Origin of the sequence: Rikenella microfusus DSM 15922 (genome assembly GCF_000427365.1) — a bacterium.
Taxonomy (GTDB): domain Bacteria; phylum Bacteroidota; class Bacteroidia; order Bacteroidales; family Rikenellaceae; genus Rikenella; species Rikenella microfusus.
This window is the reverse complement of sequence record NZ_KE386488.1, coordinates 2,228,810-2,253,754: the sequence shown is the minus strand read 5'-3', so window position 1 is coordinate 2,253,754 and position 24,945 is coordinate 2,228,810. Positions and strand designations below refer to the sequence as shown.

At 42.5% G+C, this 24,945-nt stretch carries 22 protein-coding genes; 13 read left to right on the top strand and 9 right to left on the bottom strand.

What is annotated here, in order from left to right; translation table 11 throughout:
• Positions 1 to 25: 25 nt before the first annotated feature.
• Positions 26 to 2,203 carry an O-antigen ligase family protein gene (locus tag RIKMI_RS0110325; protein WP_027291542.1) on the bottom strand — a complete coding sequence of 726 codons (2,178 nt, stop codon included), beginning with the start codon at positions 2,201 to 2,203 and terminating at the stop codon, positions 26 to 28.
• Positions 2,204 to 2,362: 159 nt separating this feature from the next.
• Between RIKMI_RS0110325 and RIKMI_RS0110320 the strand changes: the two genes are divergently transcribed.
• The 6 genes from RIKMI_RS0110320 (at position 2,363) to RIKMI_RS14405 (ending at position 9,968) form a co-directional block, all read left to right on the top strand.
• Positions 2,363 to 4,771, top strand: a complete 2,409-nt coding sequence (locus RIKMI_RS0110320) for a TonB-dependent receptor (RefSeq protein ID WP_027291541.1) — start codon at positions 2,363 to 2,365, stop codon at positions 4,769 to 4,771.
• A gap of 121 nt (positions 4,772 to 4,892) precedes the next feature.
• Positions 4,893 to 5,093: a hypothetical protein gene (locus RIKMI_RS13895; protein ID WP_037291868.1), complete on the top strand. Its 201-nt coding sequence runs from the start codon at positions 4,893 to 4,895 to the stop codon at positions 5,091 to 5,093.
• Positions 5,094 to 5,217: 124 nt separating this feature from the next.
• Positions 5,218 to 6,411, top strand: a complete 1,194-nt coding sequence (locus tag RIKMI_RS0110310) for a zinc metalloprotease (protein ID WP_147288481.1) — start codon at positions 5,218 to 5,220, stop codon at positions 6,409 to 6,411.
• Between the two features lie 12 nt (positions 6,412 to 6,423).
• Positions 6,424 to 8,460 carry a hypothetical protein gene (locus RIKMI_RS0110305; protein WP_027291539.1) on the top strand — a complete coding sequence of 679 codons (2,037 nt, stop codon included), beginning with the start codon at positions 6,424 to 6,426 and terminating at the stop codon, positions 8,458 to 8,460.
• Positions 8,461 to 8,515: 55 nt separating this feature from the next.
• The gene (locus RIKMI_RS0110300; protein WP_037291864.1) at positions 8,516 to 9,109 is read left to right on the top strand and encodes a hypothetical protein; all 594 of its coding nucleotides are present in this window, start codon (positions 8,516 to 8,518) and stop codon (positions 9,107 to 9,109) included.
• A 13-nt stretch (positions 9,110 to 9,122) separates the two neighbouring features.
• Positions 9,123 to 9,968 carry a Kiwa anti-phage protein KwaB-like domain-containing protein gene (locus RIKMI_RS14405; protein WP_051214501.1) on the top strand — a complete coding sequence of 282 codons (846 nt, stop codon included), beginning with the start codon at positions 9,123 to 9,125 and terminating at the stop codon, positions 9,966 to 9,968.
• A gap of 158 nt (positions 9,969 to 10,126) precedes the next feature.
• Here RIKMI_RS14405 and RIKMI_RS0110290 read toward each other — a convergent pair whose 3' ends face one another.
• The 5 genes from RIKMI_RS0110290 to RIKMI_RS14655 form a co-directional block, all read right to left on the bottom strand.
• The gene (locus RIKMI_RS0110290) at positions 10,127 to 10,540 is read right to left on the bottom strand and encodes a hypothetical protein (RefSeq protein WP_147288482.1); all 414 of its coding nucleotides are present in this window, start codon (positions 10,538 to 10,540) and stop codon (positions 10,127 to 10,129) included.
• Positions 10,437 to 10,862 carry a protein kinase domain-containing protein gene (locus RIKMI_RS15310; RefSeq protein WP_084135263.1) on the bottom strand — a complete coding sequence of 142 codons (426 nt, stop codon included), beginning with the start codon at positions 10,860 to 10,862 and terminating at the stop codon, positions 10,437 to 10,439. Before RIKMI_RS15310 ends, RIKMI_RS0110290 begins: the two co-directional genes overlap by 104 nt.
• A gap of 604 nt (positions 10,863 to 11,466) precedes the next feature.
• Positions 11,467 to 11,871 (bottom strand): TIR domain-containing protein, encoded by a 405-nt coding sequence (locus tag RIKMI_RS14660; RefSeq protein WP_022391183.1) that lies wholly within the window; start codon positions 11,869 to 11,871, stop codon positions 11,467 to 11,469.
• Between the two features lies 1 nt (position 11,872).
• Entirely contained in the window at positions 11,873 to 13,117 is a 1,245-nt protein-coding gene (locus RIKMI_RS0110285; protein ID WP_022391184.1) for a tetratricopeptide repeat-containing protein, read from the bottom strand.
• 8 nt (positions 13,118 to 13,125) lie between these two features.
• Positions 13,126 to 13,725, bottom strand: a complete 600-nt coding sequence (locus RIKMI_RS14655) for a TIR domain-containing protein (protein WP_084135262.1) — start codon at positions 13,723 to 13,725, stop codon at positions 13,126 to 13,128.
• 90 nt (positions 13,726 to 13,815) lie between these two features.
• Here RIKMI_RS14655 and RIKMI_RS0110280 point away from each other — a divergent pair, with 90 nt between their 5' ends.
• The 6 genes from RIKMI_RS0110280 (at position 13,816) to RIKMI_RS15335 (ending at position 20,765) form a co-directional block, all read left to right on the top strand.
• Positions 13,816 to 14,022 carry a helix-turn-helix domain-containing protein gene (locus RIKMI_RS0110280; RefSeq protein WP_022391186.1) on the top strand — a complete coding sequence of 69 codons (207 nt, stop codon included), beginning with the start codon at positions 13,816 to 13,818 and terminating at the stop codon, positions 14,020 to 14,022.
• Positions 14,023 to 14,091: 69 nt separating this feature from the next.
• Entirely contained in the window at positions 14,092 to 16,797 is a 2,706-nt protein-coding gene (locus RIKMI_RS0110275; RefSeq protein ID WP_027291535.1) for a type I restriction endonuclease subunit R, read from the top strand.
• 6 nt (positions 16,798 to 16,803) lie between these two features.
• Positions 16,804 to 18,222, top strand: coding sequence for a type I restriction-modification system subunit M (locus RIKMI_RS0110270; protein ID WP_027291534.1), 1,419 nt, complete (start codon positions 16,804 to 16,806; stop codon positions 18,220 to 18,222).
• Positions 18,223 to 18,226: 4 nt separating this feature from the next.
• Positions 18,227 to 19,384, top strand: coding sequence for a PDDEXK nuclease domain-containing protein (locus RIKMI_RS0110265; protein ID WP_027291533.1), 1,158 nt, complete (start codon positions 18,227 to 18,229; stop codon positions 19,382 to 19,384).
• Between the two features lie 5 nt (positions 19,385 to 19,389).
• Positions 19,390 to 20,079 carry a restriction endonuclease subunit S gene (locus RIKMI_RS15340; protein ID WP_473241532.1) on the top strand — a complete coding sequence of 230 codons (690 nt, stop codon included), beginning with the start codon at positions 19,390 to 19,392 and terminating at the stop codon, positions 20,077 to 20,079.
• Positions 20,046 to 20,765, top strand: a complete 720-nt coding sequence (locus tag RIKMI_RS15335) for a restriction endonuclease subunit S (RefSeq protein ID WP_473241531.1) — start codon at positions 20,046 to 20,048, stop codon at positions 20,763 to 20,765. Before RIKMI_RS15340 ends, RIKMI_RS15335 begins: the two co-directional genes overlap by 34 nt.
• On the opposite strand, the gene RIKMI_RS13885 is transcribed toward RIKMI_RS15335, so the two are convergent.
• Entirely contained in the window at positions 20,760 to 21,227 is a 468-nt protein-coding gene (locus tag RIKMI_RS13885) for a restriction endonuclease subunit S (RefSeq protein ID WP_084135261.1), read from the bottom strand. The genes RIKMI_RS15335 and RIKMI_RS13885 overlap by 6 nt on opposite strands.
• A 64-nt stretch (positions 21,228 to 21,291) precedes the next feature.
• Here RIKMI_RS13885 and RIKMI_RS0110245 point away from each other — a divergent pair, with 64 nt between their 5' ends.
• Positions 21,292 to 22,095: a tyrosine-type recombinase/integrase gene (locus tag RIKMI_RS0110245; RefSeq protein WP_022391192.1), complete on the top strand. Its 804-nt coding sequence runs from the start codon at positions 21,292 to 21,294 to the stop codon at positions 22,093 to 22,095.
• Between the two features lie 26 nt (positions 22,096 to 22,121).
• Here RIKMI_RS0110245 and RIKMI_RS13880 read toward each other — a convergent pair whose 3' ends face one another.
• Together RIKMI_RS13880 and mobV are read right to left on the bottom strand one after the other, a co-directional pair.
• Positions 22,122 to 23,309 carry a restriction endonuclease subunit S gene (locus RIKMI_RS13880; protein ID WP_037291858.1) on the bottom strand — a complete coding sequence of 396 codons (1,188 nt, stop codon included), beginning with the start codon at positions 23,307 to 23,309 and terminating at the stop codon, positions 22,122 to 22,124.
• Between the two features lie 112 nt (positions 23,310 to 23,421).
• Entirely contained in the window at positions 23,422 to 24,795 is a 1,374-nt protein-coding gene (mobV, locus tag RIKMI_RS0110235) for a MobV family relaxase (RefSeq protein WP_027291531.1), read from the bottom strand.
• Positions 24,796 to 24,945: the final 150 nt, after the last annotated feature.

Below are 24,945 nucleotides of genomic sequence, written 5' to 3'. Positions count from 1 at the left end.
AGGAATATCTGTTGGAAATAGCGGTTTAAAAAATGATTACCGGTACTTTTTCACTATGGTACCACCGGTTGAATTTTGCAGCGTATTTACTCTCCAGGAACTCCAGCCCATCTCGCATTCCAGAGTCGCGTATATCCGTCAAGCTACCCGAGAGGCACTGACTGGTGAAGCTATCGCCTGGATCCAGCACCAGTGCGCGTTCAATGTACAGGGAACCAACACTGTCCTTATCCATGCTGCGATAGATAAGCCCCAGATAGCACCACGGGCGGGAAAGATTGGGCATCCGAATGATGACTCGTTCGAGCATTCGCTGTGACCCGGCAATATCGCCGAGTGCCAACAAGATTTTCCCCTGTTTCGCCTGTATAATCGGGTTCTCTGCCTTGGATTCGTGGATATTTCGGCGAAGGCGGCTTATGATATTCTCGCCGAAAGCACTATCTGCGGAAGTAATATCGTTCCAGTATTGGGTATCTAATAGTTGTGGGGATAATAAGATAGCCTGAGTCAGGTTCTCTGCAGCCGAGTCGACCTCACCTCTTTCGTATTGCAGTCTGAAAAGTGCCAGGCGGTAAAGGGTATTTGCCGGGGATTGCCGAGCAAGCTTTGTTATCAGTTCTTCGGCCAGTAGAGTCTTTCTCTGACGTACTTTGACAACAGCCTGATAATACTTGAGGCGGTTGTCATAGTCATTCATCTGTATCGCCTGACCGAAATATAAGGCCGCCCGATTCAGATATGTCGAATCACCAGTAATTTGGTCGTATCTCAGATATAGCAATCCCCGGTTGACCAGATACGGCATCCGTAATGGAGTGGAAGCAATCTCTCGCTCGGCACCGACCAAGTCATTGTTTTGCATACACTCCAAGAAGCGGATGTTCGATCTTTCGTTACGTTCGTGAGCTATGGCAAATGAACATATTACCCCCACGGTCAACACCGGCAGCCAGGCGAACGTGAAACTACCGACAGCCCGAGTCTTGGCCTCTGTAGAATTGACGAACAAAGCTACAAAAAGGAAGATAAGCATTAAGAGGCCCGTTTTTTCGAAACATATTGGCAGAGTGGCCTCCCGAAAGGCTACTGCACCCAATACGGAATATATCCAGATGTCGCACCATGTTTTTTTCTGTTTCTTCCAGAGCCTGATTGTGATTAAGACAAACGTGCCGACGCATAGAATCAAAAAGATAATGCCGCGCTCAGCCAGTAAAGGGGCGACTATTGTGGGACTGACAGATAAAAAACTTTGATTATCGTCATCGTAGATTTCCCGGTCGGCAACCAGTGAATAGTTTCCTGGGCCTACGCCTGTAAGCGGATACCGCTTGAAGATGTCGAATGCTACCTGAGTAGCCGTTAAACGTCCTTCGATACTTTTTTGCTGAGAAACGGTAGTGGTCATTTCCAGTGTGCGAAGCACCTCATGTCTGACGGGGAAGATTAGCCCCGCATGGATGACGCCACAACAGGCCAATACAAGCATTTTACGGTTTCGGGTCAGCGACCGGCTTCTGCACACGGAGCTCGTCAGGACTAGCAGCAACAGCCCGTATGATATATAGACTCCACGGGAGAATGTGACAATCAGACTGAAAATCACAGGCAGCAGCATGATTGACAACCAAATGACCCCTGTGCGCTTTTCCTTGTATCGATATATAGTTAAGGCTATTATTCCCACATATACCAGCGAATAGGCTCCCCACGTATTGGCTGATGTTCCGACCGGGTGGTATAAGAATCGAAAATCATATACGTCGGTCAGCCCTACCACTGCTAAGCTCCCGCTAAAATATAGGAATGAAACGATTGCCAGCAAAGACGTAATCCCCGCAAACAGACTCACCAATAAAACTAACCTATCGGTGTCAGCTGTGCTGAGGTATCCGCTACGGAGAATGAAATAAAATAACACCGCAGTCGTAATGTTGCGAATATAGAATAAGTCCCAACTAATAGGCAGTGAGGAACACAGCGTAGCGAAGATTGTAATCAACCAGATACCTGCGACAAAATAGTCAATGACGGAAAAACGGAAGCGCCGTTTAGTCCAAATATAAGCCAATGTCAAAGACAATAGCAATCCGCAAACATAATAGGAATCCTTTAATGAACATTGCAGGACTACGAAAACGAAGAATAACAGCCACGCAATTACCCGTGATAAAATGTTACCTGCGGATAAAAATCCCATTTGCTCGATCTTTATTTTGTATTCAGCTACTGTTTAGTCGCAAAAATACGAATATTGTTTCTAAATGTCGCTGCAACATAAAGTACAAATGCAATATTTTCGAAAACACATTGATTAAATTACGTACATTTGTTCCTACATTTATTACTACATTCATATATGAAATTTCAGGTAAAAGTTTTTATCCTGTCTATTATCAACATTGCTCTTTTTGCAATGGGATGTATTTTTGCTCAGAATCCGCCAATTCGTGTCTCCGGGACGGTTTACGACACCGATGGTAATCCATTGGAATATCTGGCCGTCTCATTCTCTTCGGCAGACAGCCTGCCGCCAGTGGGTGCACTGACTGACAGAAAGGGGGATTTTAGTTGTACCCTGCTTCCGGGGAATTACCGCATGGTGCTGATCTTTCTGGGCAAGGAATTGCATACCGCCTCACTTTCTGTATCTGCGAATACGCGACTGGATACACTCAGGGTGGCTTTGCCGGTATTGGCGGCTGAAGAAGTGGTGGTGCGGGGAAATAAGATTATCCGCGAGGCAGACCGTTTTATCATGCACGTGGGTGATTCGCCACTAACAGTAGGACGCGACGCGCAGGAATTATTGCAACTGGCTCCCGGTGTGGTTGTCGGTCAGAACAGCGGGATCAGCATTTATGGTCGTGGCGGTACCCGGGTGATCGTCAATGAAAGATTGTTGCGGGAAACAGGTGAGGATTTGATGAATTACTTGCATAATATCAAAGCTGAAGATATTCAAAAAATCGAAGTGATTCCATTTGCTGGTTCTGAGTATGATGCGAGTATGGGCGGAGGAGTGATCAAGTTGACATTAAAGAAAAAGCGAGAGAATGGAGTGGACGGCTCTATTTCCATGCGTTATCAGCAGGCACTGGCTTCAGGAAAATATTGGAGTACAGAACCCTCGTTCAATATCAAATATCGACAGAACAAGTTCCATATTTACACAATCTTGTCTTATTCCAGAAGCGACATGACGAGTGAAGTTTCGGAGGATAATCTTTTCAAAACAGGGTCTGGAATATCGCAATTATCGCAAGGATTACGTAGGGATACGAGTGACTATTGGCGGTTTGTCGTCGGAGGCACATACGACATCAGCGACCGGCAAAGTCTTGGACTCGAAGTAAACTACGCATCGAATAGCCGGGACAATACGCACAATAATTTCACGGAGCAAACGGATCCACAATCGGGCGTGACTGATGTTCGGAGCCTGTACCTCGGAGTGGCAGCTACCGACAGAGTCGGAGTGTCGGGGAACTATTTTTGGACTTTGGACGACCGGGGTTCGCTTTTTAAGCTGTTACTCGATTACAACTACCGTAAGGTCGGCGACAACACGAACTATAATAGCATTTTCTCGGGGCAACAAAATTACGATACCGTGTACCGGAGTCGTTATTTCACCACTAATCATCTCTACTCCGTATCGGCCGATTTTGACCTGCCGTTGGGCGAACGTTCCAAGTTATCAACCGGGGCAAAATACAATTACAACCTGATGGATAATACGACCGATTATTCCTATGAGCGAGGTGGGTGGCACGAAATCGACAACCTAAGCAGCATGAATCGATATGCTGAGAATATTGGAGCCCTGTATGTCAATTACACTACTCGCTTCAAGAATAACATGTCACTAGGGGTTGGGCTTCGTGGAGAGTATACTTATGCGGAGCCGACGACAACCCAAGTGGGTCACATACCGAGTCAGAACTATTTTGGGCTGTTTCCGAGCGTCAACATTATGCTGCCGTTGGTCAAGTCCATGAAACATATTTTGATACTTAACTATGGCCGTAAGATACGAAGGCCTAACTTCTCGGATCTTAATCCGTTCCGAACTCCGATGAACGAATACGCTTACATCGAAGGCAATCCAGACCTGAGACCATCCTATCTCAACAACCTGAGTCTAACTTGGGTGTTCAACCAGAAATACACTCTGGCAGGAGGAATGACGCTGATTAATGATGCCATTGCGCAAATCACGACTGTCGATTCGCAGGATCCCGACATTATCATCTATCGGGAGGAAAATATCCAAAACAATCGGAATTATTTCGTCAACCTCTCTTTACCGATCGACTTTTTCAAGTGGTGGGAAATGAACACTTCGCTGACCTACATCAATGTCAATACGGAAGTCACAGGCATCAAGCGGCACAAGAATATGTTTTTGGGAAACATGAATCACATCTTCACGCTCCGAGACAAATGGTATATAGACCTAACCCTATTCTACCGCTCGCCTGCGCTCTCCGGGAACTACGTATCCAACCACACCTACCGGGTCGATCTGGCGTTTAAGCGGAGCTTTATGGAAAATCGGCTGACCTGTTCCGTTGGGGTCAACGATCTGTTCGAATCCCAGCGCTTGACGATAACAGTTAACGACCCAACCTACTACCGCCAGACCTCTGTCATGCAAAATTACCGAACCTTGGTCATGTCGGTCAGGTATAATTTCAAGGCAGGCAAAGCAGTTAAATCAAAAGTAATCCAGTCCGGAGCCGAAGACGAAAAAAACCGATTGTAGAGTTACACAAATTAAACTCAAAAAATAACTCAATACATTTATTTTTAATTTAAAAAAGACTATCTTTGAAGTAAAGAGAGAGTGGGTGAAAAACATCTTATCACTTTAAAATTAAGAGATCATGAAAAAATTAGACGACAAACTGGCGCTGTTAAACGAAGAACTCCGGTCTGACTTTTCAGTGGAGACTTTGGACGAACGTTTGGAAACTGACCCGCTCATGTTGCCGAACATGCTCAATGTGCAGGGTCTGGCTGATGACAATGGGGTTGACGTGGATTCGGATGGAGATATAACCGTTACAGTCACAGTGAAATTTTAATGTACCTCCGGAATATTCCGGTCGACAGCCATATCATGGACAATGATATGGCTTTTTCGTTCAGTAAATGACCACGACATATACATATAGTAGTGAAGGCCTAAAAGAGATAACGATCCATACGTTGGAAACTTCGAACTCCCGGCGCAGGTATGTCGTATCCCGCAATGGACAGCATTTCGAGGTTAGTGAGCCTGTGGTAGACCTGATCGTTTCGCTGCAGGAGTGCATATCCATAGAAGATGCTGTTGAAAGATTTTCAAAGAAGCGTGGCAGATCGTATACTTCCGAGGAGTTCGTGATTTTGATGCAAACGTGCATTTCCCCATTGTTTGTACCCAAGGCCAAAGGGAGCAAACGGACGAAAGCATTCTTATTCCGAAAAGATCTATTGTCGGAAAATGTGATTAGCCACTGCTCCGAGCCGCTGAAAGGGTTATTCCATTTCGGAGTGATTCTTCCTGTATTGCTTCTTGTTGCAGTATTGGAGGTGATGTTCTTTACCGGGACTACAATGGATTTTTTCATAGACGACATGACGGCACCCATATTAATGGGATTGGTAGTCCTGTTTCTTTTCTCTTCTATGTTCCACGAACTTGGTCACGCAGCAGCCTGCAAATTCTTCAGAGTTGACCACGGTCCGATCGGTTTCGCCATCTATCTGATATTTCCAGTTTTCTATACAGACATTTCCAATGTCTGGACTCTTTCACGAAAAAAAAGAACCGTGATCAACTTCGCCGGAGTATATTTTCAATTAATCTTCCTGATTCCGCTACTGGTCATTTATCTGCTTACAGACAGCGAACTACTGAAATACTGTATCGTGATCATCAACTTCAATTTCATATTCACGCTCAATCCATTCTTTAAATTCGACGGATATTGGGTCATGTCCGATTTGCTGGGCGTTCCTAATCTTAGAGGGCGAAGCCGTGAACTATTCGCCTATCTGTTTAGCAGTCCGGGAAAGAGGCGGCAGATGAAAAGACCGTTTTTACTGACCATGCGTCAAACGGAGAAAATTTTCTTCGTCATCTACTCTGTTATCGTGAACCTATTTTTCATTTACTATTTCGTCTATGTGATTCCGCATTTTATCGGGTCATTTATCGATACATTCCCAGCAAAGGCGCGAGAAGTCATATTATCGCTGTCGTTTGGCAAGATGCCGGATTTCGGCACCCTACGAGCCGTGTTCGTACAGCTACTCTTTATGGGGTTGTGCGCCTACCTGATTTTCAACTTGGGATTAGCACTCGTAAAATCATTCAAACGTAAGAAAACAACGTGTGAGTCCAGCCAGGATAACTAATACTTCGAATCTATGCGGCATATCCTTTTATTTTGCACTACCATAGCCTGTTGTTGTATCCTGGGGGGATGCCAATCCCCCAATAGAGGCCATGTCCCCGACAATAAAGCCCTTGCGGAAGAAGCTCTGTCTCAGGCCGGAAAGAACCGGGTCGAGCTCGAAAAAGTACTCAGACATTATCAAGCGCCTGAAGATAGCCAGAAACTACAAGCAGCCTACTTCCTGATCGCCAACATGCCGGGCAAGAACACTGTCACGGCTCTGAATCACGATCGCTATCGGTGTCTGCTGGCCGAATTGGGAGCATTGACAGCCGACCAAAAGGCAGACCCACAGGTGGATATAATCCGGACCAGGATTGACTCCATGTTGTCTGCTTCGCCGGTCAGCTATGTCATACGCCCCGATTTGGAAACCGTATCCGCAGATTACCTGATCCGCAATATCGATGAATCGTTCGCGGCATGGGAAAAAACACCATGGCATGAACGGTACTCGTTTGAAGATTTTTGCGAATGGGTTTTGCCGTACAGGGAAGGGAATGAAGAACTCGAAGACTGGCGCGCTTTAGCCCTGACTCTAGAGCGTCCTGGTGAAGATATGCTCCAGAGCATTGACAGTATACTGAAATGGGGTATCGTGTTGATCAACAATAGCGGGCTGGATTATGGTACCGGTATTCTGCACTATCCATTACCGCTTACCTTGAGTGATATGGAAACGGTGGGCAGTGGGGCATGCGGTACACTTACGCAGTACTCCGCCAAGGTATTCCGCTCTCGAGGTATTCCCGCCGGTATGGATTTCATTCCGGCATGGGGTAACCGGAGTTCGACGCATGCATGGAACAGCATCATTCTGCCTGAGGGTAAATGTGAGGGCATAGGATATCAGAAGCGAGGGATTCTAGTCATGAAAGATAAAGTCCCCAAAATATACCGCAAACGCTTCTCACTACTTCGGAGCGACGTTCTGTATCGGTTTCGAGAGACGGAAGATATACCGGACTTTTTTTCCGGCTACGATATGGAGGATGTGACAACGCAGTATCATATGCGGGTAGCAGACGTGAAAATCGAAGATTTGAAGAGTCCCGGGCGGCTGATTTGGTTATCATGCTTTAATAATACTTCATGGGTTCCGGTGGCGTATGCCGAGAAACATAAAGGCTGTGCAGAATTCCGGAATATGGGTTGCGGCTCTCCCATTCGTAAAGGAACCGAAATCGGCAATAACATTATGGTGGATAGGAAAACCGACCCACCTTATATCGGTATCGGAGATGGCATCGTTTACTTACCGATTTTTTACCTGAAGGGGACAAAATATCCCGCTCAAGCACCGTTCATTCTCCATACTGACGGAATGTCGGAGCGTTTGGTGGCGGATGCCAAACATACTCAAAAGGTTATACTGTATCGCAAATATCCGCAACACGAGCAATTCGCGGAATTTGCTCAACGTGTTATCGGAGGACGGTTCGAGGGAGCTAACCATCCGAATTTCTCAGATGCTACCATCCTCCACAAGATCACATCTGTTCAGGATCATCCTTTTCAATCTCATCCGGTGGAACAATCTGGTACTTTCCGCTATCTGCGTTATGTGGCTCCTGATAGCTCGTTTGCAAATCTGGCGGAGATCCGATTCTATGAAGATACGGTGTTACTGACCGGGAAAACGAGTGGGACACCAGGACGCTTGCCGGCAAACGCCCCGAAAGCTTTGTTCGATGGTGATCCGTTAAGTTATTACGTTACGGCAGAACCTTATGGGACGTCAGCGGTATTGGATTTAGAGGCTCAGCGGCGTATTACTTCGATTGCTTATTGTGTCCGAACCGATATGAATGAAATTTGGCCTGGATGTATATATGAGATGTGGTATTGGGACAATGATTGGGTTTCTCTAGGAAAGAAAAAAGCCCTGGGATATTCTGTGGAATGGGATAACGCTCCCAAGGGTGCATTGTATTTGATCCGGAATCTGACTCACGGCAAGGAACAACGCATATTTACTTGGCAAAACAATCAGGTTGTTTGGTGGTGATTCGAGATATTATGCCTTACTCAGTCGAGCCCAGAATTTGAAACTTTATGTAATTATGCTATCAAATTTCGTAAAATTCATTCTGACAGCCTCTGCATTTTCTCCGTTCCTACTGGTTTATTGGATCGTTACAGTTATTCAGGAGGCTCAAAAATACACATTGCCTAAAAACGATACTTTTGTATGCGTAATCACTGATAGTTTAAGACTTGTTTTGTTACCTACAATCACGTCATTGTTGATTTTTCTTTGCTTTATCCTGTTATTGGTTTGGATGATTAGATGGGCGAAGGATAAATTAACAATCCATTCTATCGTGATTGATTCGATAGAAAGTTCTGACAGTGGAAATATCGTTCCGATTTTAATCGGCTATTTTTTACCGGCTTTAAATTTATTCTCGGATATTGGTAAGCATCGAATGTATATGTGGGGGATGCTTTTTATCTATATTCTGGTTATTCTTGTTAATAAAAACTCTTACAGTCATAATCCTGTATTATGGGTATTTGGTTATAGGCATTATAAGGTTAAAACTTCAGCCGGCGTAACATTAATTCTGTTATCTAAGGCTAAAATCATCAATAAAAAGGATGTCACGAAGTATGTACATTTAACGGACTATCTTCTTCTAAATATGTCTCACTAACACCGAAGTTATTATGAATGAATTGACTTGTAATTTTTTTGCAATCTTGACAGATGGTCAACTGCGAAAAATCAATCTGACGCAAGATATAACAACCGAGGTTCGCCGGGCATTTATTGATCATGCCGGGGATTTGTCTGACAATGGTCTGGATCAAATAGAATTTGAGGGTAATTATGTGTTGGACAAAGGAGAAATATTTTTTGTCTCGATGGAGCTTGATCCAGCCATTTCAGAGGCAGTACGTGATGCATTTGGAATACAGGAACTCAATTTAGGTGTGGATATGATTAAGACGTTATTCTGGTTTGAAGATAATGTATATTATTTCCAGAATTTCGATTCGAGAAAGCTTCTGTCCAACAAAAAAGTTCTTTGTTATAGTAACAACACCTATCATAAATTGACGAACGACGCATTTATTCTTGACAATCATGTCGATGGAATATATCGAGACGATAAATTTTATTTTTATTCCTACCGTAATGGGAATAGAATATTTAGTCTGTTAGATTTCTATAAAGAGGCAACTAACGAAGATCTATCAACTTTTTCAGCACATCCTATTATTGAGGTTGACTCAGCATGGCTGCAAGCTAACGCCGATACAATTATTAGGAAACAAATCGCTCTCATATCTAATGCAGGTATTCTGGATACTGTCCATTCCGAAAAAATATATCGGAAAGCTCGCAGATTATTTGGTCTAGTCTTGGATGTTCACGATGGAAAAATAAATCTTCCATGTGATAAAAAAGCATGTAAAGAGATTCTCAATTTTCTAAATGAACAATATTATGTCGGCCCTGTCTCAGGTAGAAAATACATAACGAATTCCAAACGTCGCATTGATAATTAGATTCTTCATATGATGGTGAACTAGTTCATTTCGCGCCCTCTTCTATATGCCACCCGCTGACCCTTCGGCATTGTCTGTTGCTCATAGGTCATCACTTTGCGAATAATCGTCATATCCAACGTATTCTGAAATTACTGATACGCTGACGATTACGAACCTCATTCCGGCAATTGGTTGCGTAATTGCACCTCATACCACGCCCTCGCCGCCTGGCGAATCGGCAGACCCGAGACATGGAACATCGTATTAGCCGGATTGGGGGCTGAAAGCAAAAGCACCAAGGTATCCAGCGCAGCTGTAGCCGCAACGATACGCCGCCAGATCAAAGCAACCATTCCCCGATGAATTCCTTGAAAGATGGCTTCCCGGTGTTGTATCCGATCCAATTGCTGGGTCACAGCGGTGTCTTTCTCGATAATGCGTACCGTATCGATCCGGACGATCGTATCGCGGGTCGCTATCGGACCTTTACCCAACGGCCACATAAACAAGAGGCCGCTCAGGAATAGTACGAGCAATACAACGATCCATCCCCTGTTGCGACGTTCCAGTCTCGCATCGATATTGGGCACTCGCCGGACGCTTTGAGCGGTCCAGCGCCGTGCACCGTCGGACAAGCCGACGCACCGCAGGCGAAGCTAACCCAACAGTCCGGAAATCCTCCATAATCCGCCCCAGCGCATACAAATCAGCCCGGCAATCAATGATCCCGTCAGCCAGTTGTTCCGGCGCCGCATAGCGTCGCGTACCCGCCGCCCCCTTCAACACGGCATATGAATCCGCATCCGCCAGACTGAAGTCGATTACTTTCACCTGACCACCATTACGGGTCAGAAGGATGTTCTCCGGCTTGATATCCCGGTGGACGATCTGTTGTGCGTGGAGGTACTCCAGTGCGGTACAGAGCTATTTCAAAACCTCTACAGTCTGGACTCGGGTCATCTTTCCGTCGTCCAATCTTTCACGTAATATCCGCGAAACGACGAGATCGACACGTTGACGGTATACATCTACATCCCCATCCTACGATAATCTTCGTGGTGGATCAATGGCTAAAAACCCGAAAAATCGGTCTAATTTTGCCATCCGAGCAACAGCCCGAAAGGGAGCAAAGATGGGCAGCGTTGTTTTTCGGGTAAGAATCGTTACATTTGTGATGATCGGTCACGAGAAATAGACCCTTCGCTGGACACCAACCATAGGAGAGTGTCTGACTTATTCCTTTAGTGAAATCTGGTAAATTTTAACTGAATGAGGAATAAGCATCTTTGTTTTCACGCTATTACGGCGTGGACTGTTGCTTATTTACATTCAGGGTTTACCAGAACCTCACTAATAGATAAGTTAGCAGTTCCACACTTGAACCGGTATATTCGTTCTATCCTGTTTATTTCCAATTTATATAAAAATAGAACTCTACGATTTGATACCATAGAGTTCCCGTAGATTTTGTACTTTAAAAGTGTTCTATTATAAGCGATAGTCTAAAAATAAGATGTTATCTTGCGTATTTTCGTATTGCAGAAACAATACTCTCCGTATTCCAATGTACAATCTCAATTGCCCTGTTGCTAACAATAGAAGAAATTCGTTCTTGTCCTCTTGGAATTACTCCGATAATTGGCACCCCTTTTTCTATTGCTTTATCAAGCTCCCATTTCATCCAATCGCTATGTGAAGCATATATTCCAGCAATCCCTAAAACAATATCTGAGGTTTGTATTCTTTCTGTGATTCGTTGTCTTATGTAGTATGTATTCATTGAATTTATAGAATCTGTTGGTGGAAATTCTGTAAACTCAACACTAAAGTATCCTCTTGATTCAAGAAGATTTCTTAACGACTTTAAATCATTCACATGTGCCCAAGAATGACTAATGAAAATTTTGTATGTATTGGCCATATTAATCAACTTCAATATTTATCAATTGTTTTAGCTCTTCTTTTTGAAAATTATATGTGTCTTTTTCCCATTGTTCTGCCATATCTTTAAATAGTTTTTCGTATTTACGTCCTTCCTCTTGTTTCCCCAATGCATAACAGCATATTGAGAAAGTTGCCGACATCCATTTTACATTAGGGATATTTGTTATATCTTCTAATTCCATTTTAGAAGATAATATTTTATATAATTGTTCTCGTATTTTTTTTGCCTGAATTCGACAATATATTTTTTCATCTTCACCATCATTCAAAAGGGTAGATTTTTTATCAAAGCAAAAAGCTAAGTTTTCACCCGTATAGAAATCATAACTAATCATATACCCTTTTTCATAATATTCAATAGCTCTATTTAAATAACCAATGTTATCATTATTGATTCTTGATAATCGTTTATAAATGGCTCCTTTTAAACCAAATGTTTCTGGATCATTTGAGTCTGTCAATCTCTCAAGTATTCTTAATGCATCATTAAGGTACATTTCTTGCTCTTCTTTACTTACTTTTTGTTTATAAGTACATAATGCCAATTGCTGAATATAGTATGGCTCAGCTGGATTCTTTTCTAAAGCTTTTTTCCAGTATTTGATTGCTTCACTAAAATTTTCCTCTTTCATTAGCAATTTTGCACTTTCAACTAAAGCAAAAATACAATCATTTTTCTCTGCCAATGCTCCTACGATATCTTTATATTCTTCAATATCCATATGTGGCTCTTGCAGTGTATGCAAATATTCGTAGACAGGACTATCTTTTACTGAGCCTTTCGCTATGTTTAATATTTTTTCTTTTAATAATTTTTTCATCCGATTAGCTTCATCTACACCAACGTCTTCACCCAAATGCTTGTATGAGAAAACTCTCGTATGATCAATATCAAATGGTATTTTTGAAGTTGATTCTGCTTTGATTATGATTGTAGATGAAGGTTTAACTGCATGCCGTACTCCAAGTTCATATATTGCGTTAGGATTTAATGTTGAGATATCTGCAATTACTAAATCTGCCCAAAGAATCAATGCATACATGCTTCTATCTATAAGACCTGTATCTTGTACTTCATCAGCTCTCACGCATTTATAGCCACATTCTGAAACAATCGGCTTAATTATATTCTGATATGTTTTATCCAAATCAAAAGTATTCCCTGAAGCCAAGTCGGTTTTTTTCCCGAAACCCATGACAACAAAACACAATTTCTCTTCCATTATTTTAATTATTTTGGTCTAACAATAACTTCATCAGCTATAGGCTGACTGCGCTTATTAAATGCTTTTTCTATATAAGAATTAGGATCCTTTTTAAAGTCATCCCATTTGACTAATACACAGAATCTGTCGCCTTCATCGTATGCACATTTTCCGTGATTATTTAAATAATAGTTCCGTCCAAATTCTTTAATAACAGTGTCATCGTTGATAGCTACAGTATTATGATTTTTGCCACAAATCTGGCATGTGTATTGACCTTTGTATATAGAATTATACATTGACGGCAAAACAACTCCTAAAGTTCCATTTCGAGTATTACCTTCTCCATTATACAATGAAGCTTGCAGTTCTCTCTTTATAAATCGTTGTTCTTCCCATCCCAAGGTTTCAGCACTATATAATCCAATCAGAAAGATTGTAACTGTTGAGTCAGAAAGATAATCTTCTCTGATTTTTCGCATAATATAGTCTTCGTCGTCAGAATTAATAGGAGTATTTAACGATTTGTCTATCATATCAACTTTTTCATTATCGCTCCATTTTTGTATTTCTTTTTTATACCAACAATCTTCCGTTTTAAAAGATATATAACATTTATGTCCCATATGCTTATGTTTTTGACAACAAAAGTACAAAAATAATTCGAGGTATCGAATATAATTCGCTATATTTGCACAATAAAATTGCATCTAAGAATGAAACTAAATAGGATAAAGGCGGTCTTGTCGGACAAAGGTATTTCCCAAACGTGGTTGGCTAAAAAACTGGATAAGAGCTTCAGTATGGTCAATGCCTATGCTTGCAACAGAATCCAGCCTAACTTGGAGACACTGCAGCAAATTGCAGAGATTCTTCAGGTAGACTTAAAAGATCTGATAACAGACAAGGATGAACGGGAATGATGTCCTGTGGACATGTATTATCTTTTTTTAGCGTATAACTTCTGATAATGCAGAAATATAGGAACAGCTATGACACCAGAAGAAAAAGCTAGGCAAAAGATAGATCAATGGTTCGCCGAGGCAGGTTGGAAAGTAATCAATAGGGAAGATTATGAACCAACCTGTACAGCTGTTGCCATAAGGGAGGGATTGCTGAAGGGTAATCTTGAAGCGGATTATTTCCTTTTCATTAATGGTAAGGCCGTTGGTGTTCTTGAGGCCAAAAGGGAAGATGTGGATGCGCTTTCCGATAAGGTATGTGAGCAGGCGGCATTATATGCCAAAAGCGTTCCTCATATATATCAGACATATCAGAACCCATTGCCTTTTATTTTTACTTCCAATGGGAAGGAACTGTATTTCTGTGATTTCCGCAAGAAGGAGCAAAGTTTCAAACAGATAATGGCTATCCCAACTCCCTATGAGTTGGTCAAACAGTTAGGGATAGGTGATTATTTTGCAGGACTTCCTACTTTGCAAAAAAAAGGATTGCGAGATTGCCAGTATGAAGCCGTAACCGAGTTGGAAAAAAGTTTTCGTACAAGACAGAACCGGGCTCTGATGGTTTTGGCGACAGGTGCAGGCAAGACATATACAGCTTGTCTTGCGGCATATCGTCTGCTATCCTACACCCCCATGCGAAGGATACTGTTTCTGGTGGATAGAAATAATCTTGGCAAACAAGCCGAGGGCGAATTCGGAACTTTCCGATTGACAGAAAACGGAGAAGCCTTCAATACCATATTTACGGTAAACAGGCTTCGTTCTTCATCCATTCCGTCAGACAGCAATGTGATTATTTCGACTATTCAGAGACTTTTTTCATTCTTGAAAGGTGATACTATCGAAGACAGCGATGAAGATGATGGCAATGAGCCAACCGAGGAAATCATTTTGCCGCCAAATCCGAACCTGCCGCATGATTATTTTGACCTGATTATCATAGACGAATGTCATCGCTCTATTTATGGAAACTGGCGGAAAGTATTGGAGTATTTTGATACGGCAAGGCTCATTGGATTGACAGCCACACCTGTACCGGAGACTATGGCGTTCTTCAACAATAACCGTATAGTCAACTATACCCTGGAAAAAAGTATTGTTGACGGTGTAAATGTTGACTGCCGTGTATATAGAATCAAAACACAGGTAACGGAGAATGGCGGTGCCATATTGGAGGGTGAAAAGGTAAAAGAAGAAACACGCTATACAGGAGATATAAAAACCATCTTCAACAAGGAAACTAAAATTTATACCTGTAAGGAACTGAATCGAAGTGTCATCAATCCTGCACAGATTAAACTTGTCTTATCCACTTATCGCGATGTAGTCTATACCGAACTATTCAATGACCCTCAAAGGGAAGCCAACTTTGACTATTTGCCGAAGACATTGATATTTGCCCTCAACGAAACTCACGCTACCAATATCGTACAGATTGCGAAAGAGGTATTCGGACGTACCGATAACCGCTTTGTGCAAAAAATCACATATTCTGCAGGCGACAGCAACGAACTGATACGCCAGTTCCGCAACGACAAGGATTTCCGTATTGCAGTTACCTGCACATTGGTTGCAACCGGAACGGATATAAAACCGTTGGAAGTTGTGATGTTTATGCGCGATGTGGAATCGTTGCCCCTGTATATACAGATGAAAGGTCGCGGCGTGCGCACCATTGGAGACGAGCAACTGCGCAATGTCACCCCGAATGCATTCAGTAAAGATTGCTTCTACTTGGTTGATGCCGTCGGTGTAACTGAACACGAAAAGATAATACCGGCGACGGCAGATGAGCCGACAACAAAGACAATTACTCTTAAAGAGTTATTGGAGCGGATCAGTCATGGCTATCTCCCCGATGAATATTTGCAACGTCTTGCAGCAACGCTTTCTCGAATATATAACAAGGCAGACAATTCGCAGAGAAATGAGTTCGCCCGCTTGGCTCATGATGACATGAAGGGACTTGCTTCCAGAATTTATGATGCACTTGACAATAGCACACTCCCACCGTTTGTCAGCATAAACGAGCCAAATAACGAGCGGAAAGGATTGGTTTCCCCACTTGCCAATCATGCAGATGCAAGACGATACTTGCTTATTCTTGCCGCAGGATTTGTCAATACGCTGATGCCGGGAGAAGATACACTTATCTCTAAAGGGTTTTCTATTGAGGAAGCACAAAACACGACCGAGGCCTTCGAAGAGTTTTGCAGAGAACACACTGACGAAATTGAAGCATTGCGAATCATTTACAATAATGAAGGAGAGCCGATTACTTATTCAATGTTAAAAGATTTGGAGAACAAGCTCAAAATGGCAAACAATCATTTCACATCCAAGCAACTTTGGAACTCGTATGCCATCCTGAATCCAAACAGTGTGCGACGCTCTACCACCAAAGAAGAAAGCGATGCACTTACAAATATCATTCAGCTTGTGCGCTATGCTTTCCGGCAAATCGAACGGTTGGATAGTGTAGTCACTACCTCCAAACAGTACTTCAATCTATGGCTAGGACAAAACCAGCGAGAAATAACAGATAAACAGCGCGAAGTGATAAGTCGCATAGTGGACTACATCGCCTCCAACGGTGCTTGTACTGTGAGGGATATTCGTGAAGACGATGCAACCCATGCGGCACAAATGATACGGGCGTTTGGTAATATGCAGAAAGCAGACGATGCACTCCGTTCTCTTTATACATTTGTAGTTTTAAGAAAAGCAGCATAATAAATAATGGCAACAAATAACACAACAGAGCAATCACTCACCAAAAAGGTATGGAATCTGGCTACCACTCTTGCTGGGCAAGGGATTGGGTTTACCGATTATATAACTCAGCTCACCTATCTTCTGTTCCTGAAGATGGATGCCGAGAATGTAGAAATGTTTGGAGAAGAATCCGCTATCCCAGATGGTTATCAGTGGGCAGATCTGATTTCTCTTGACGGCTTGGATTTGGTCAGACAGTATGAAGAAACGCTTAAACTGCTTAGCGAACAGGACAATCTGATTGGTACTATCTATACAAAGGCACAAAACAAGATTGACAAGCCCGTTTATCTGAAAAAGGTCATTTCCATGATTGATGAGGAACAATGGCTCATCATGGACGGCGATGTGAAAGGTGCTATCTACGAAAGCATTCTCGAAAAGAATGGGCAAGACAAGAAAAGCGGTGCGGGACAATACTTCACTCCTCGTCCACTTATCAAAGCAATGGTGGATTGCATCGCTCCGCAAATCGGTGAAACGGTTTGCGACCCGGCTTGCGGAACAGGTGGTTTCCTGTTGACGGCTTACGATTACATGAAAGGTCAGTCAGCAAGTAAGGAAAAACGGGATTTCCTGCGCAACAAAGCCTTACATGGTGTGGATAATACTCCATTGGTGGTAACGCTTGCCTCAATGAATCTATATCTGCATGGCGTAGGCACAGACCGAAGTCCGATTGTCTGTGAAGATTCGCTGGAGAAAGAGCCGTCAACGCTTGTAGATGTGATACTTGCAAATCCTCCATTCGGAACACGCCCGGCTGGTTCTGTCGATATCAACCGTCCGGATTTCTATGTAGAGACAAAGAATAATCAGCTGAACTTCCTGCAGCACATGATGCTGATGCTTAAAACCGGAGGCCGTGCAGCTGTAGTATTGCCGGACAATGTTCTTTTTGAAGGAGGTGCAGGTGAAACAATACGAAAGAAGTTGCTGAAGGATTTTAATCTGCACACCATTCTCCGCTTGCCTACAGGTATATTTTATGCCCAAGGCGTGAAAGCCAATGTCTTGTTCTTTACGAAAGGACAGCCGACAAAAGAGATCTGGTTCTATGATTATCGTACAGATGTCAAGCATACTCTTGCCACCAACAAACTCGAACGCCATCATCTGGATGATTTTGTCTCTTGCTATAATAACCGGGTAGAAACCTTCGATGCAGAAAACAATCCGCAAGGACGATGGCGGAAATATCCGGTAGAGGAAATTCTTGCCCGTGACAAAACAAGCCTTGACATCACATGGATAAAACAAGGTGGGGACGCTGATGATCGTTTGCTTTCCGAACTAATAGCCGATATAAAAGAGAAAAGCCAAAGAATAAGTACCGCTGTAGCCGAACTTGAAAAGTTACTGGCAAATATAAATGAGGATTGAGCGCATGGAAAACAATAAGATAGCCATATCAGTCGAACAACAGTTCGGAGAAGTCATAGACATCATTCTCCAACATAAGAGTCGTGCTTCCAAAGCTGTTAATGAAGAGTTGCTTCAAACAGCATGGCATGTGGGAGGTTATGTTTCAGCCAAATTGAAAAGCGAAGAATGGGGAAGCAAGGTCGTAACACAGTTGTCTGAATATATTCGTTCACAACGACCGGACATCAAAGGATTTGGGCGAAGCAGCATTTATAACATGGTGCTATTTTATGACGAATATTCTTCTGCTGCATTTACTACTACAGTTGAGAAATACCTGAACTCTGAATTTGTCCAGCCAAGAATTGGACAAATAGAGACATCACATTCAGAGCCATCTTCAGAACACGTAATAATAGTGCATCCAAAAACTGCACAAATCGTCCAGCCAGGAATTGGACAAATGCCGAAGATACTGGAATTGACAACATTGACCAACCATATTGAAATCTTATGCCGTTGTAAAAGTAACGAAGAACGGTTGTTCTATATTCTTTATGCCAATAAAGAACATCTGGTAAAACGGGAACTTCAGCGTTGTATCTCAAATCAGACATATACGGCTTTATTAGGTAATAAGGACAATATGTCAAAAGGATTGCTTAAAACATATCCTGAAGCTCCAGTCATGTTTAAAGATACTTTGTTTGTTGATTTTCTTGATTTGCCGAAGAAGCATAGCGAATCACGGTTGAGAAATGGTTTGCTGGAGCACATGAAGCAGTTTATCCTTGAATTGGGCAAAGATTTTATATTCATGGATCAGGAATATCGTCTCAATATTGGGGCGTCTACATTTAAAGCCGATTTGCTGTTCTTTCATCGTGGATTGCAGGCATTGGTCGCTGTAGAACTGAAAAAGACGAAGTTTCATCCTCGTGATCTCGGTCAGTTGGAATTTTATTTGGAAGCACTTGACCGGGATGTAAAACGTTCCAACGAGAATCCGTCCATAGGTATAATTCTCTGTCCTGAAGCAGATAGGGTAGTGGTAGAATATGCCATGAGCCGGAGTATGAGCCCGACAATGATAGCTGAATACAAGCGTATCCTTATTCCACAAGAACGTATGCAGGAGAAGCTGAACGAATTTTGCAACCTGTTTCTGAATAAAGACTGATTGCTATGGATACTAAGAAATTACGTCAAAAGATATTAGATCTTGCCATTCATGGCAAACTTGTACCACAAGACCCGAATGATGAACCTGCATCTGTCCTGCTTGAACGCATCAAGGTAGAAAAAGAGCAGTTGATAAAAGAGGGAAAGATAAAGAGAAGTAGAAAGTCTGCAAAGACTTCTGATACGCCCCATTATCCCTACTTGTTGCCGAAAGGGTGGGAATGGTGTAAGTTAGAGGATATTGCTTATGTTGCTTCTGGTAGTACACCAAGTAAAGAATCATTCGTTTCTAATGGAATACCATATATTAAAATGTATAATTTAAGGAATCAAAAAATTGATTTTGATTTTAAACCTCAATATATTAAAACAGAAACTCATAATGGGAAACTTCAACGTTCTCGCACAGAGGTTGGAGATTTAATCATGAATATAGTAGGTCCTCCTTTAGGCAAATTAGCAATTATTCCACCTTCTTTACCACGGGCAAATTTTAATCAAGCAGCAGTGTTAATACGTCCGCTACTTCATAAAGCCATATTGACAAAGTATCTATTTTATTATTTGTCAGAAATGTCAGAAATAAATTCTATTTCTACAAAAGGTTCAGCAGGGCAGGTAAATATTTCTTTGACGCAATCTCAAAATATGAGAGTTCATTGCCTCCTCTTTCTGAGCAGAAAAGAATCATAGCAGAATTAGAATATTGTTTTGATTTAATAAGCACTATTGAGCAAAGTCAATCAGATTTACAAGATACTATCAAGCAAGCCAAAAGCAAAATTCTTGACCTCGCCATTCACGGCAAACTCGTTCCGCAAGACCCGAATGACGAGCCAGCATCGGAACTGCTAAAACGCATCAATCCTAAGGCCGAAATCACTTGTGATAACGGGCATTATCCGCAGTTGCCTGATAGTTGGACAATAGTTCCCATGCAAATGCTATGTTCTTTGACGGATGGAGAGAAACTTGACGGTAAGGGAATGCCAAATCTTGATGTAAAATATCTAAGAGGAGAACGTGACTTTAAGACACTGACAAATGGACGATATGTAGCAGCCAATAGCCTATTGATTTTGGTTGATGGAGAAAACTCTGGTGAAGTGTTCAGAACGCCGATTGAAGGTTATCAAGGCAGCACATTCAAGCAACTACATATCAATGAAAATATGCTTGCAGAGTACATCTTACACGTTATAAACCTGCATCGTAAAGCATTGCGTGAAAACAAAGTAGGTTCGGCAATACCTCATCTGGATAAGAAGCTATTTAAGGCAATAGAAGTACCCGTACCACCTTATGATGAACAAGTAAGAATTGTAACTGTGATAAATTCAATGCATAGTAAATTGGATGCAATAATGGAGAATTTATAAACTCTCCATTATTGCATCAAGTTTTTCAAACATTGCGTTTGCTGCATTGATTATACGCTTTTGTTCATCTTTTGGTGGTATTGGTATGCAAAGTTTAGAGTATTCTGAAATCCAATAACGCTTATGAGTGTCACCAATGAGCCGTGTTATGTTCATAAACATAGCAACATATTCAATTTCTATATCATCTGCTACTTTTAAGATTTTCATAGCAGATGATTTCACCTTGAATGGAAAATCAACGAGTTTAGAATCTGTGGTGAAGTCATCAAAAATGATACAGGGCGTATTTTGATAAATGCCTTCTGTTTCGTTGGTATATCCTATTACAAAAGACTTCCCTGCCGTTAAAACAGGGGTTAAATATCTGTCGTCATAATCAGTTGAATTGACTATATAGGCTTGTGGTTGTTCGTATTCAACTATGTCCTCTAATCGGCATTTGCACCACCCGTCAGGCAACTGCGGATAATGCCCGTTAGGTTGCGCTTTATATTGTTATCGTATTCATCAAAAATAAATGTATATGATAACAAGATTCAAAGACTATCTTGCCAAAACGAATTTGGCAAAGAACACCGTAGCATCGTATGTGTGGACGGTGAACTACTTTCTCAGTCACTATGGAGAAGTGAACAAGAAAAACCTGTTGGCCTATAAGGGCTATCTGGTGGAAAACTTCAAACCGCAGACCGTCAATCTCCGTTTGCAAGGCATCAACAAGTATCTGGAGTTTACCAAGCACGACAGGCTGAAAGTGAAGTTTGTCAAAGTGCAACAAAAGAACTTTTTAGAGAATGTCATCAGCGATGCCGATTACAAGTTTCTGAAAGCTCAGTTGAAGGCTGACGGTTACGAGGATTGGTATTTCGTAGTATGGTTCATGGCGGCGACAGGTGCACGGGTAAGCGAGTTGTTGCACATAAAGGTTGAACACGTGAAAGTGGGTTATCTCGACCTTTACAGCAAAGGTGGCAAAGTGCGCCGTTTATACATTCCCAAAAACTTGCGGAGTGAAGCTTCATTATGGCTGAAAAGAAAGGGTATCACGAGCGGCTATCTCTTTCTCAACCGTTTTGGGCAGCGCATAACGACACGCGGTATTGCCCAACAGTTAAAGCATTTTGCCGATAAATATGGATTGAACCGTGATGTTGTTTATCCTCATTCTTTTCGTCACCGTTTCGCCAAGAACTTCCTTGACCGTTTCAACGACCTTGCTTTATTGGCCGACCTTATGGGACATGAAAGCATAGAAACCACTCGCATCTACCTGCGCCGCACCGCCAGCGAACAGCAGAAAATTGTCGATAAGGTAGTAAATTGGTAATAACGTAGCCTTAGAAGCGCATCTTATCACGCTTCTAAGGCATTTTCAATGTTATCAAGAACGGAAAACAGCTCTTCAATCTTTAACACTATTCTATCTTGTTCTTTTCGTGGCGGTAATGGCATTCCTATTTTATGCAATTCATTGGACGACAACCCTAGCAATCCAATGCCTTTACCTCCTATTCGATTATGTTCTTTCAAGAACCGTAAAACATAATAATAAAATGAGACATTCAAGTCTCCTTTAGGACGCAATCTATGAATGTGATTCTGAATGCAGATATTGTAATCAAAATTCCATATTGCAGAACGGCCAACATCTCCGCCTTCACATACAAGTAAGTCACCCTTTTGAACAGTACATTTTTCTAACTCATTATCCCTAAAAGGCATTTGTTTAACAAGAGACAAGTCAAACTGATTCCAATACACATTGGATGTTGTAAGATAGTTTCTCAATACACCTTCTTTGTTTGATGAGTTAAGAGCCTTTCCCGTATTATGATAGAATATATCTCCTAGAATTACATCAATCCAACCAACGGGATAATGCCCGTTATCACAAGTGATTTCGGCTTTCGGGTTGATGCGTTTTAGCAGTTCCGATGCTGGCTCGTCATTCGGGTTTTGCAGAACGAGCTTGCCGTGAATGGCAAGGTCAAGAATTTTGCTTTTGGTTTGTCTAATTGCTGTTTGTAAGTCAGATTTGTCTTGTTCTATCTGGTCTATTAAGGCAAACCAATACTCGATTTCTTCAACGATGCGTTGCTGCTCAGCAAAAGGAGGAAGAGGAATATGTAAGTCTGTAAATATCTCTTTGTGAACTCTTTGTTGTCCAACTACACCTTTGAAATATTTAGTGCCTTCTTTGACATACCAATCTGATTTGAAAAGATAAAGATAGAATTTTGTGTAAACTTTAATTGGTCTGAGAATAACTAATTCTGTTGTTCCTGCGCCATAAGTATTAGGAAGATTTTTGAATATCGTTGATTTACGATTTTCAAAGCATGGCGATATTTTCGCTATGCCAATATCTCCATTTTGAAAGTGACAATACCCCCTTTTGACATCTTTCCATGTACGTTCTTCATAGAAATGATTCCCTGAAAATCCATCCTCGACAAGTGCCATTGGAATAAATCCGACTTTCATATTATCATCTAATTCTGATTTCGGATTCAATAAAAACAAATCTGAAACAGAAACCATATACCAAGAATTTGGTACCTCAAGCTTCACCTGCTCATAATGGGGCGTATGTATAGTAAGTGATGCTTAATTATATGCTAAAGTTTTTCCGTAATATATTTTGAATTAGTTTTTATCTTCTATTCCCTTTTTTCTGTTCTCCCCACGGGAGGTCAGACGATGAGCCACCAGAACCAGTACCAACATGAACCTCTGCCGGTCCACCGGCAACAAGGGTAAAAGCTGCACCCAATAGCTCTGCCTGCTTTCCATTTACCTGTTCCTGTGACTCGAAGACAGCATTGACAAACTCCTCGTCCGTGATCTGGCCGTTGAAATGTCTTTGAGCCACATCATAGTCTATCTGGAATTTGATATTCTCAAAAAGTTCCTCTCCGACCCGTGTCCAGATATGGAGCGACGGATTCCGATAGTTTGAAACATTGACACGTACAAGCTCGGCACCGGACGATAGGCTGTAACGCTGGGGATTGGCCTTGCGGTCGAGCAAACTTATCTGCTTCCTCTGCCTGTCTATGAGTGCATCCTTCTCCTTGAATTGTCGTTCTGCCACTTCCGCCTGATGAATGGCCTTGTCTATTTCTTTTTGATAGCCGTTTCGTAGTTTTCCGATTTCTGATTTATGTTGTTCCTGCAACCGTGCCTTTTCTGCCTGAAGTTCCTTAATCTGTTTATTGAGTTCGGCAATCAGTACATCTTTGTCAGCCAGTTCCTTTTTCGCCTTGGAAAGGTCCCCCTTGCCGAACCACGCGAGGATGGTGTTCCTGCCTTCTTGCGCCTTCTCCACATCGGCCTGTAACTTGGCTATATCCTCTTCATACTGGATTACCTGCTGCCTGTAATATTCCGAGTTAGCCTGATGCTTGGCGGTAGAACCGACAATTCCACGCTGCAACCCGAACGGTTTCATGGCCTTGGCGTAGCTGTTCTGGTATTCATGCAATTTGGTACGGCGCATCACATCGTCCGCCGACAGACGGGGTCCGGACTTCGTTTCATATTTCTTTTCGCCCTCCCGCTTCCTGCGGATACGCTCACCGGTTACAATGGGCACGACTGTGGCGTGCAGGTGTGGGGTCTTCTCGTCCATATGCAGCACGCAGGACACAAGGTTGTCATCACCAAAGGTCTCCCTTAGCCATTTGAGATTGGCATCGATCCAACTGCCCAGTTTGCCGTCATTGGCAATTTCCATCATCTGCTCATGCGTTCCGGTCAGCATTACGCGTATTGCCTTTGTCTGGTTCTTGCTGACTTTGCGGCGCAGCCCGGCGGTCTCGATGCGGTGCTGTATCGCCTCGGTGCGATTGGAGACGCCATCGGGAAATCTGACCAACTCACGGTTGAGATGTGTCCGGTCCGCATCGGCATTAACCGGCACATAAACCTTTCCCTTGGCATCCTTTCTTTCTATATGGCATGACATTCCACTGTCATTACCGCTGCCACGCTGCAGGTGGCAGACAGCGTATTGTGTATTACTCATATCTGTTCGTTATTTTATTGTTATTCTTGTTGTAAAATCCCGTCAGACCGCCGGAGGCATACCCGGGAGCCTGGAGAGTACCCCGGCTTATGGGCTTTTTGACTGCCGGACGCGAAGCGGAGACGGTGAAAATGCCCTAATAAGCTACGG

Bases quoted from the DNA above. Each gene is read 5' to 3' on its own strand.
- RIKMI_RS0110325 (WP_027291542.1), bottom strand. From the start codon at position 2,203: ATGGGATTTTTATCCGCAGGTAACATTTTATCACGGGTAATTGCGTGG.
- RIKMI_RS0110320 (WP_027291541.1), top strand. From the start codon at position 2,363: ATGAAATTTCAGGTAAAAGTTTTTATCCTGTCTATTATCAACATTGCT.
- RIKMI_RS13895 (WP_037291868.1), top strand. From the start codon at position 4,893: ATGAAAAAATTAGACGACAAACTGGCGCTGTTAAACGAAGAACTCCGG.
- RIKMI_RS0110305 (WP_027291539.1), top strand. From the start codon at position 6,424: ATGCGGCATATCCTTTTATTTTGCACTACCATAGCCTGTTGTTGTATC.
- RIKMI_RS0110300 (WP_037291864.1), top strand. From the start codon at position 8,516: ATGCTATCAAATTTCGTAAAATTCATTCTGACAGCCTCTGCATTTTCT.
- RIKMI_RS14405 (WP_051214501.1), top strand. From the start codon at position 9,123: ATGAATGAATTGACTTGTAATTTTTTTGCAATCTTGACAGATGGTCAA.
- RIKMI_RS14660 (WP_022391183.1), bottom strand. From the start codon at position 11,871: ATGGCCAATACATACAAAATTTTCATTAGTCATTCTTGGGCACATGTG.
- RIKMI_RS0110285 (WP_022391184.1), bottom strand. From the start codon at position 13,117: ATGGAAGAGAAATTGTGTTTTGTTGTCATGGGTTTCGGGAAAAAAACC.
- RIKMI_RS14655 (WP_084135262.1), bottom strand. From the start codon at position 13,725: ATGGGACATAAATGTTATATATCTTTTAAAACGGAAGATTGTTGGTAT.
- RIKMI_RS0110280 (WP_022391186.1), top strand. From the start codon at position 13,816: ATGAAACTAAATAGGATAAAGGCGGTCTTGTCGGACAAAGGTATTTCC.
- RIKMI_RS0110275 (WP_027291535.1), top strand. From the start codon at position 14,092: ATGACACCAGAAGAAAAAGCTAGGCAAAAGATAGATCAATGGTTCGCC.
- RIKMI_RS0110270 (WP_027291534.1), top strand. From the start codon at position 16,804: ATGGCAACAAATAACACAACAGAGCAATCACTCACCAAAAAGGTATGG.
- RIKMI_RS0110265 (WP_027291533.1), top strand. From the start codon at position 18,227: ATGGAAAACAATAAGATAGCCATATCAGTCGAACAACAGTTCGGAGAA.
- RIKMI_RS15340 (WP_473241532.1), top strand. From the start codon at position 19,390: ATGGATACTAAGAAATTACGTCAAAAGATATTAGATCTTGCCATTCAT.
- RIKMI_RS0110245 (WP_022391192.1), top strand. From the start codon at position 21,292: ATGATAACAAGATTCAAAGACTATCTTGCCAAAACGAATTTGGCAAAG.
- RIKMI_RS13880 (WP_037291858.1), bottom strand. From the start codon at position 23,309: ATGGTTTCTGTTTCAGATTTGTTTTTATTGAATCCGAAATCAGAATTA.
- mobV (WP_027291531.1), bottom strand. From the start codon at position 24,795: ATGAGTAATACACAATACGCTGTCTGCCACCTGCAGCGTGGCAGCGGT.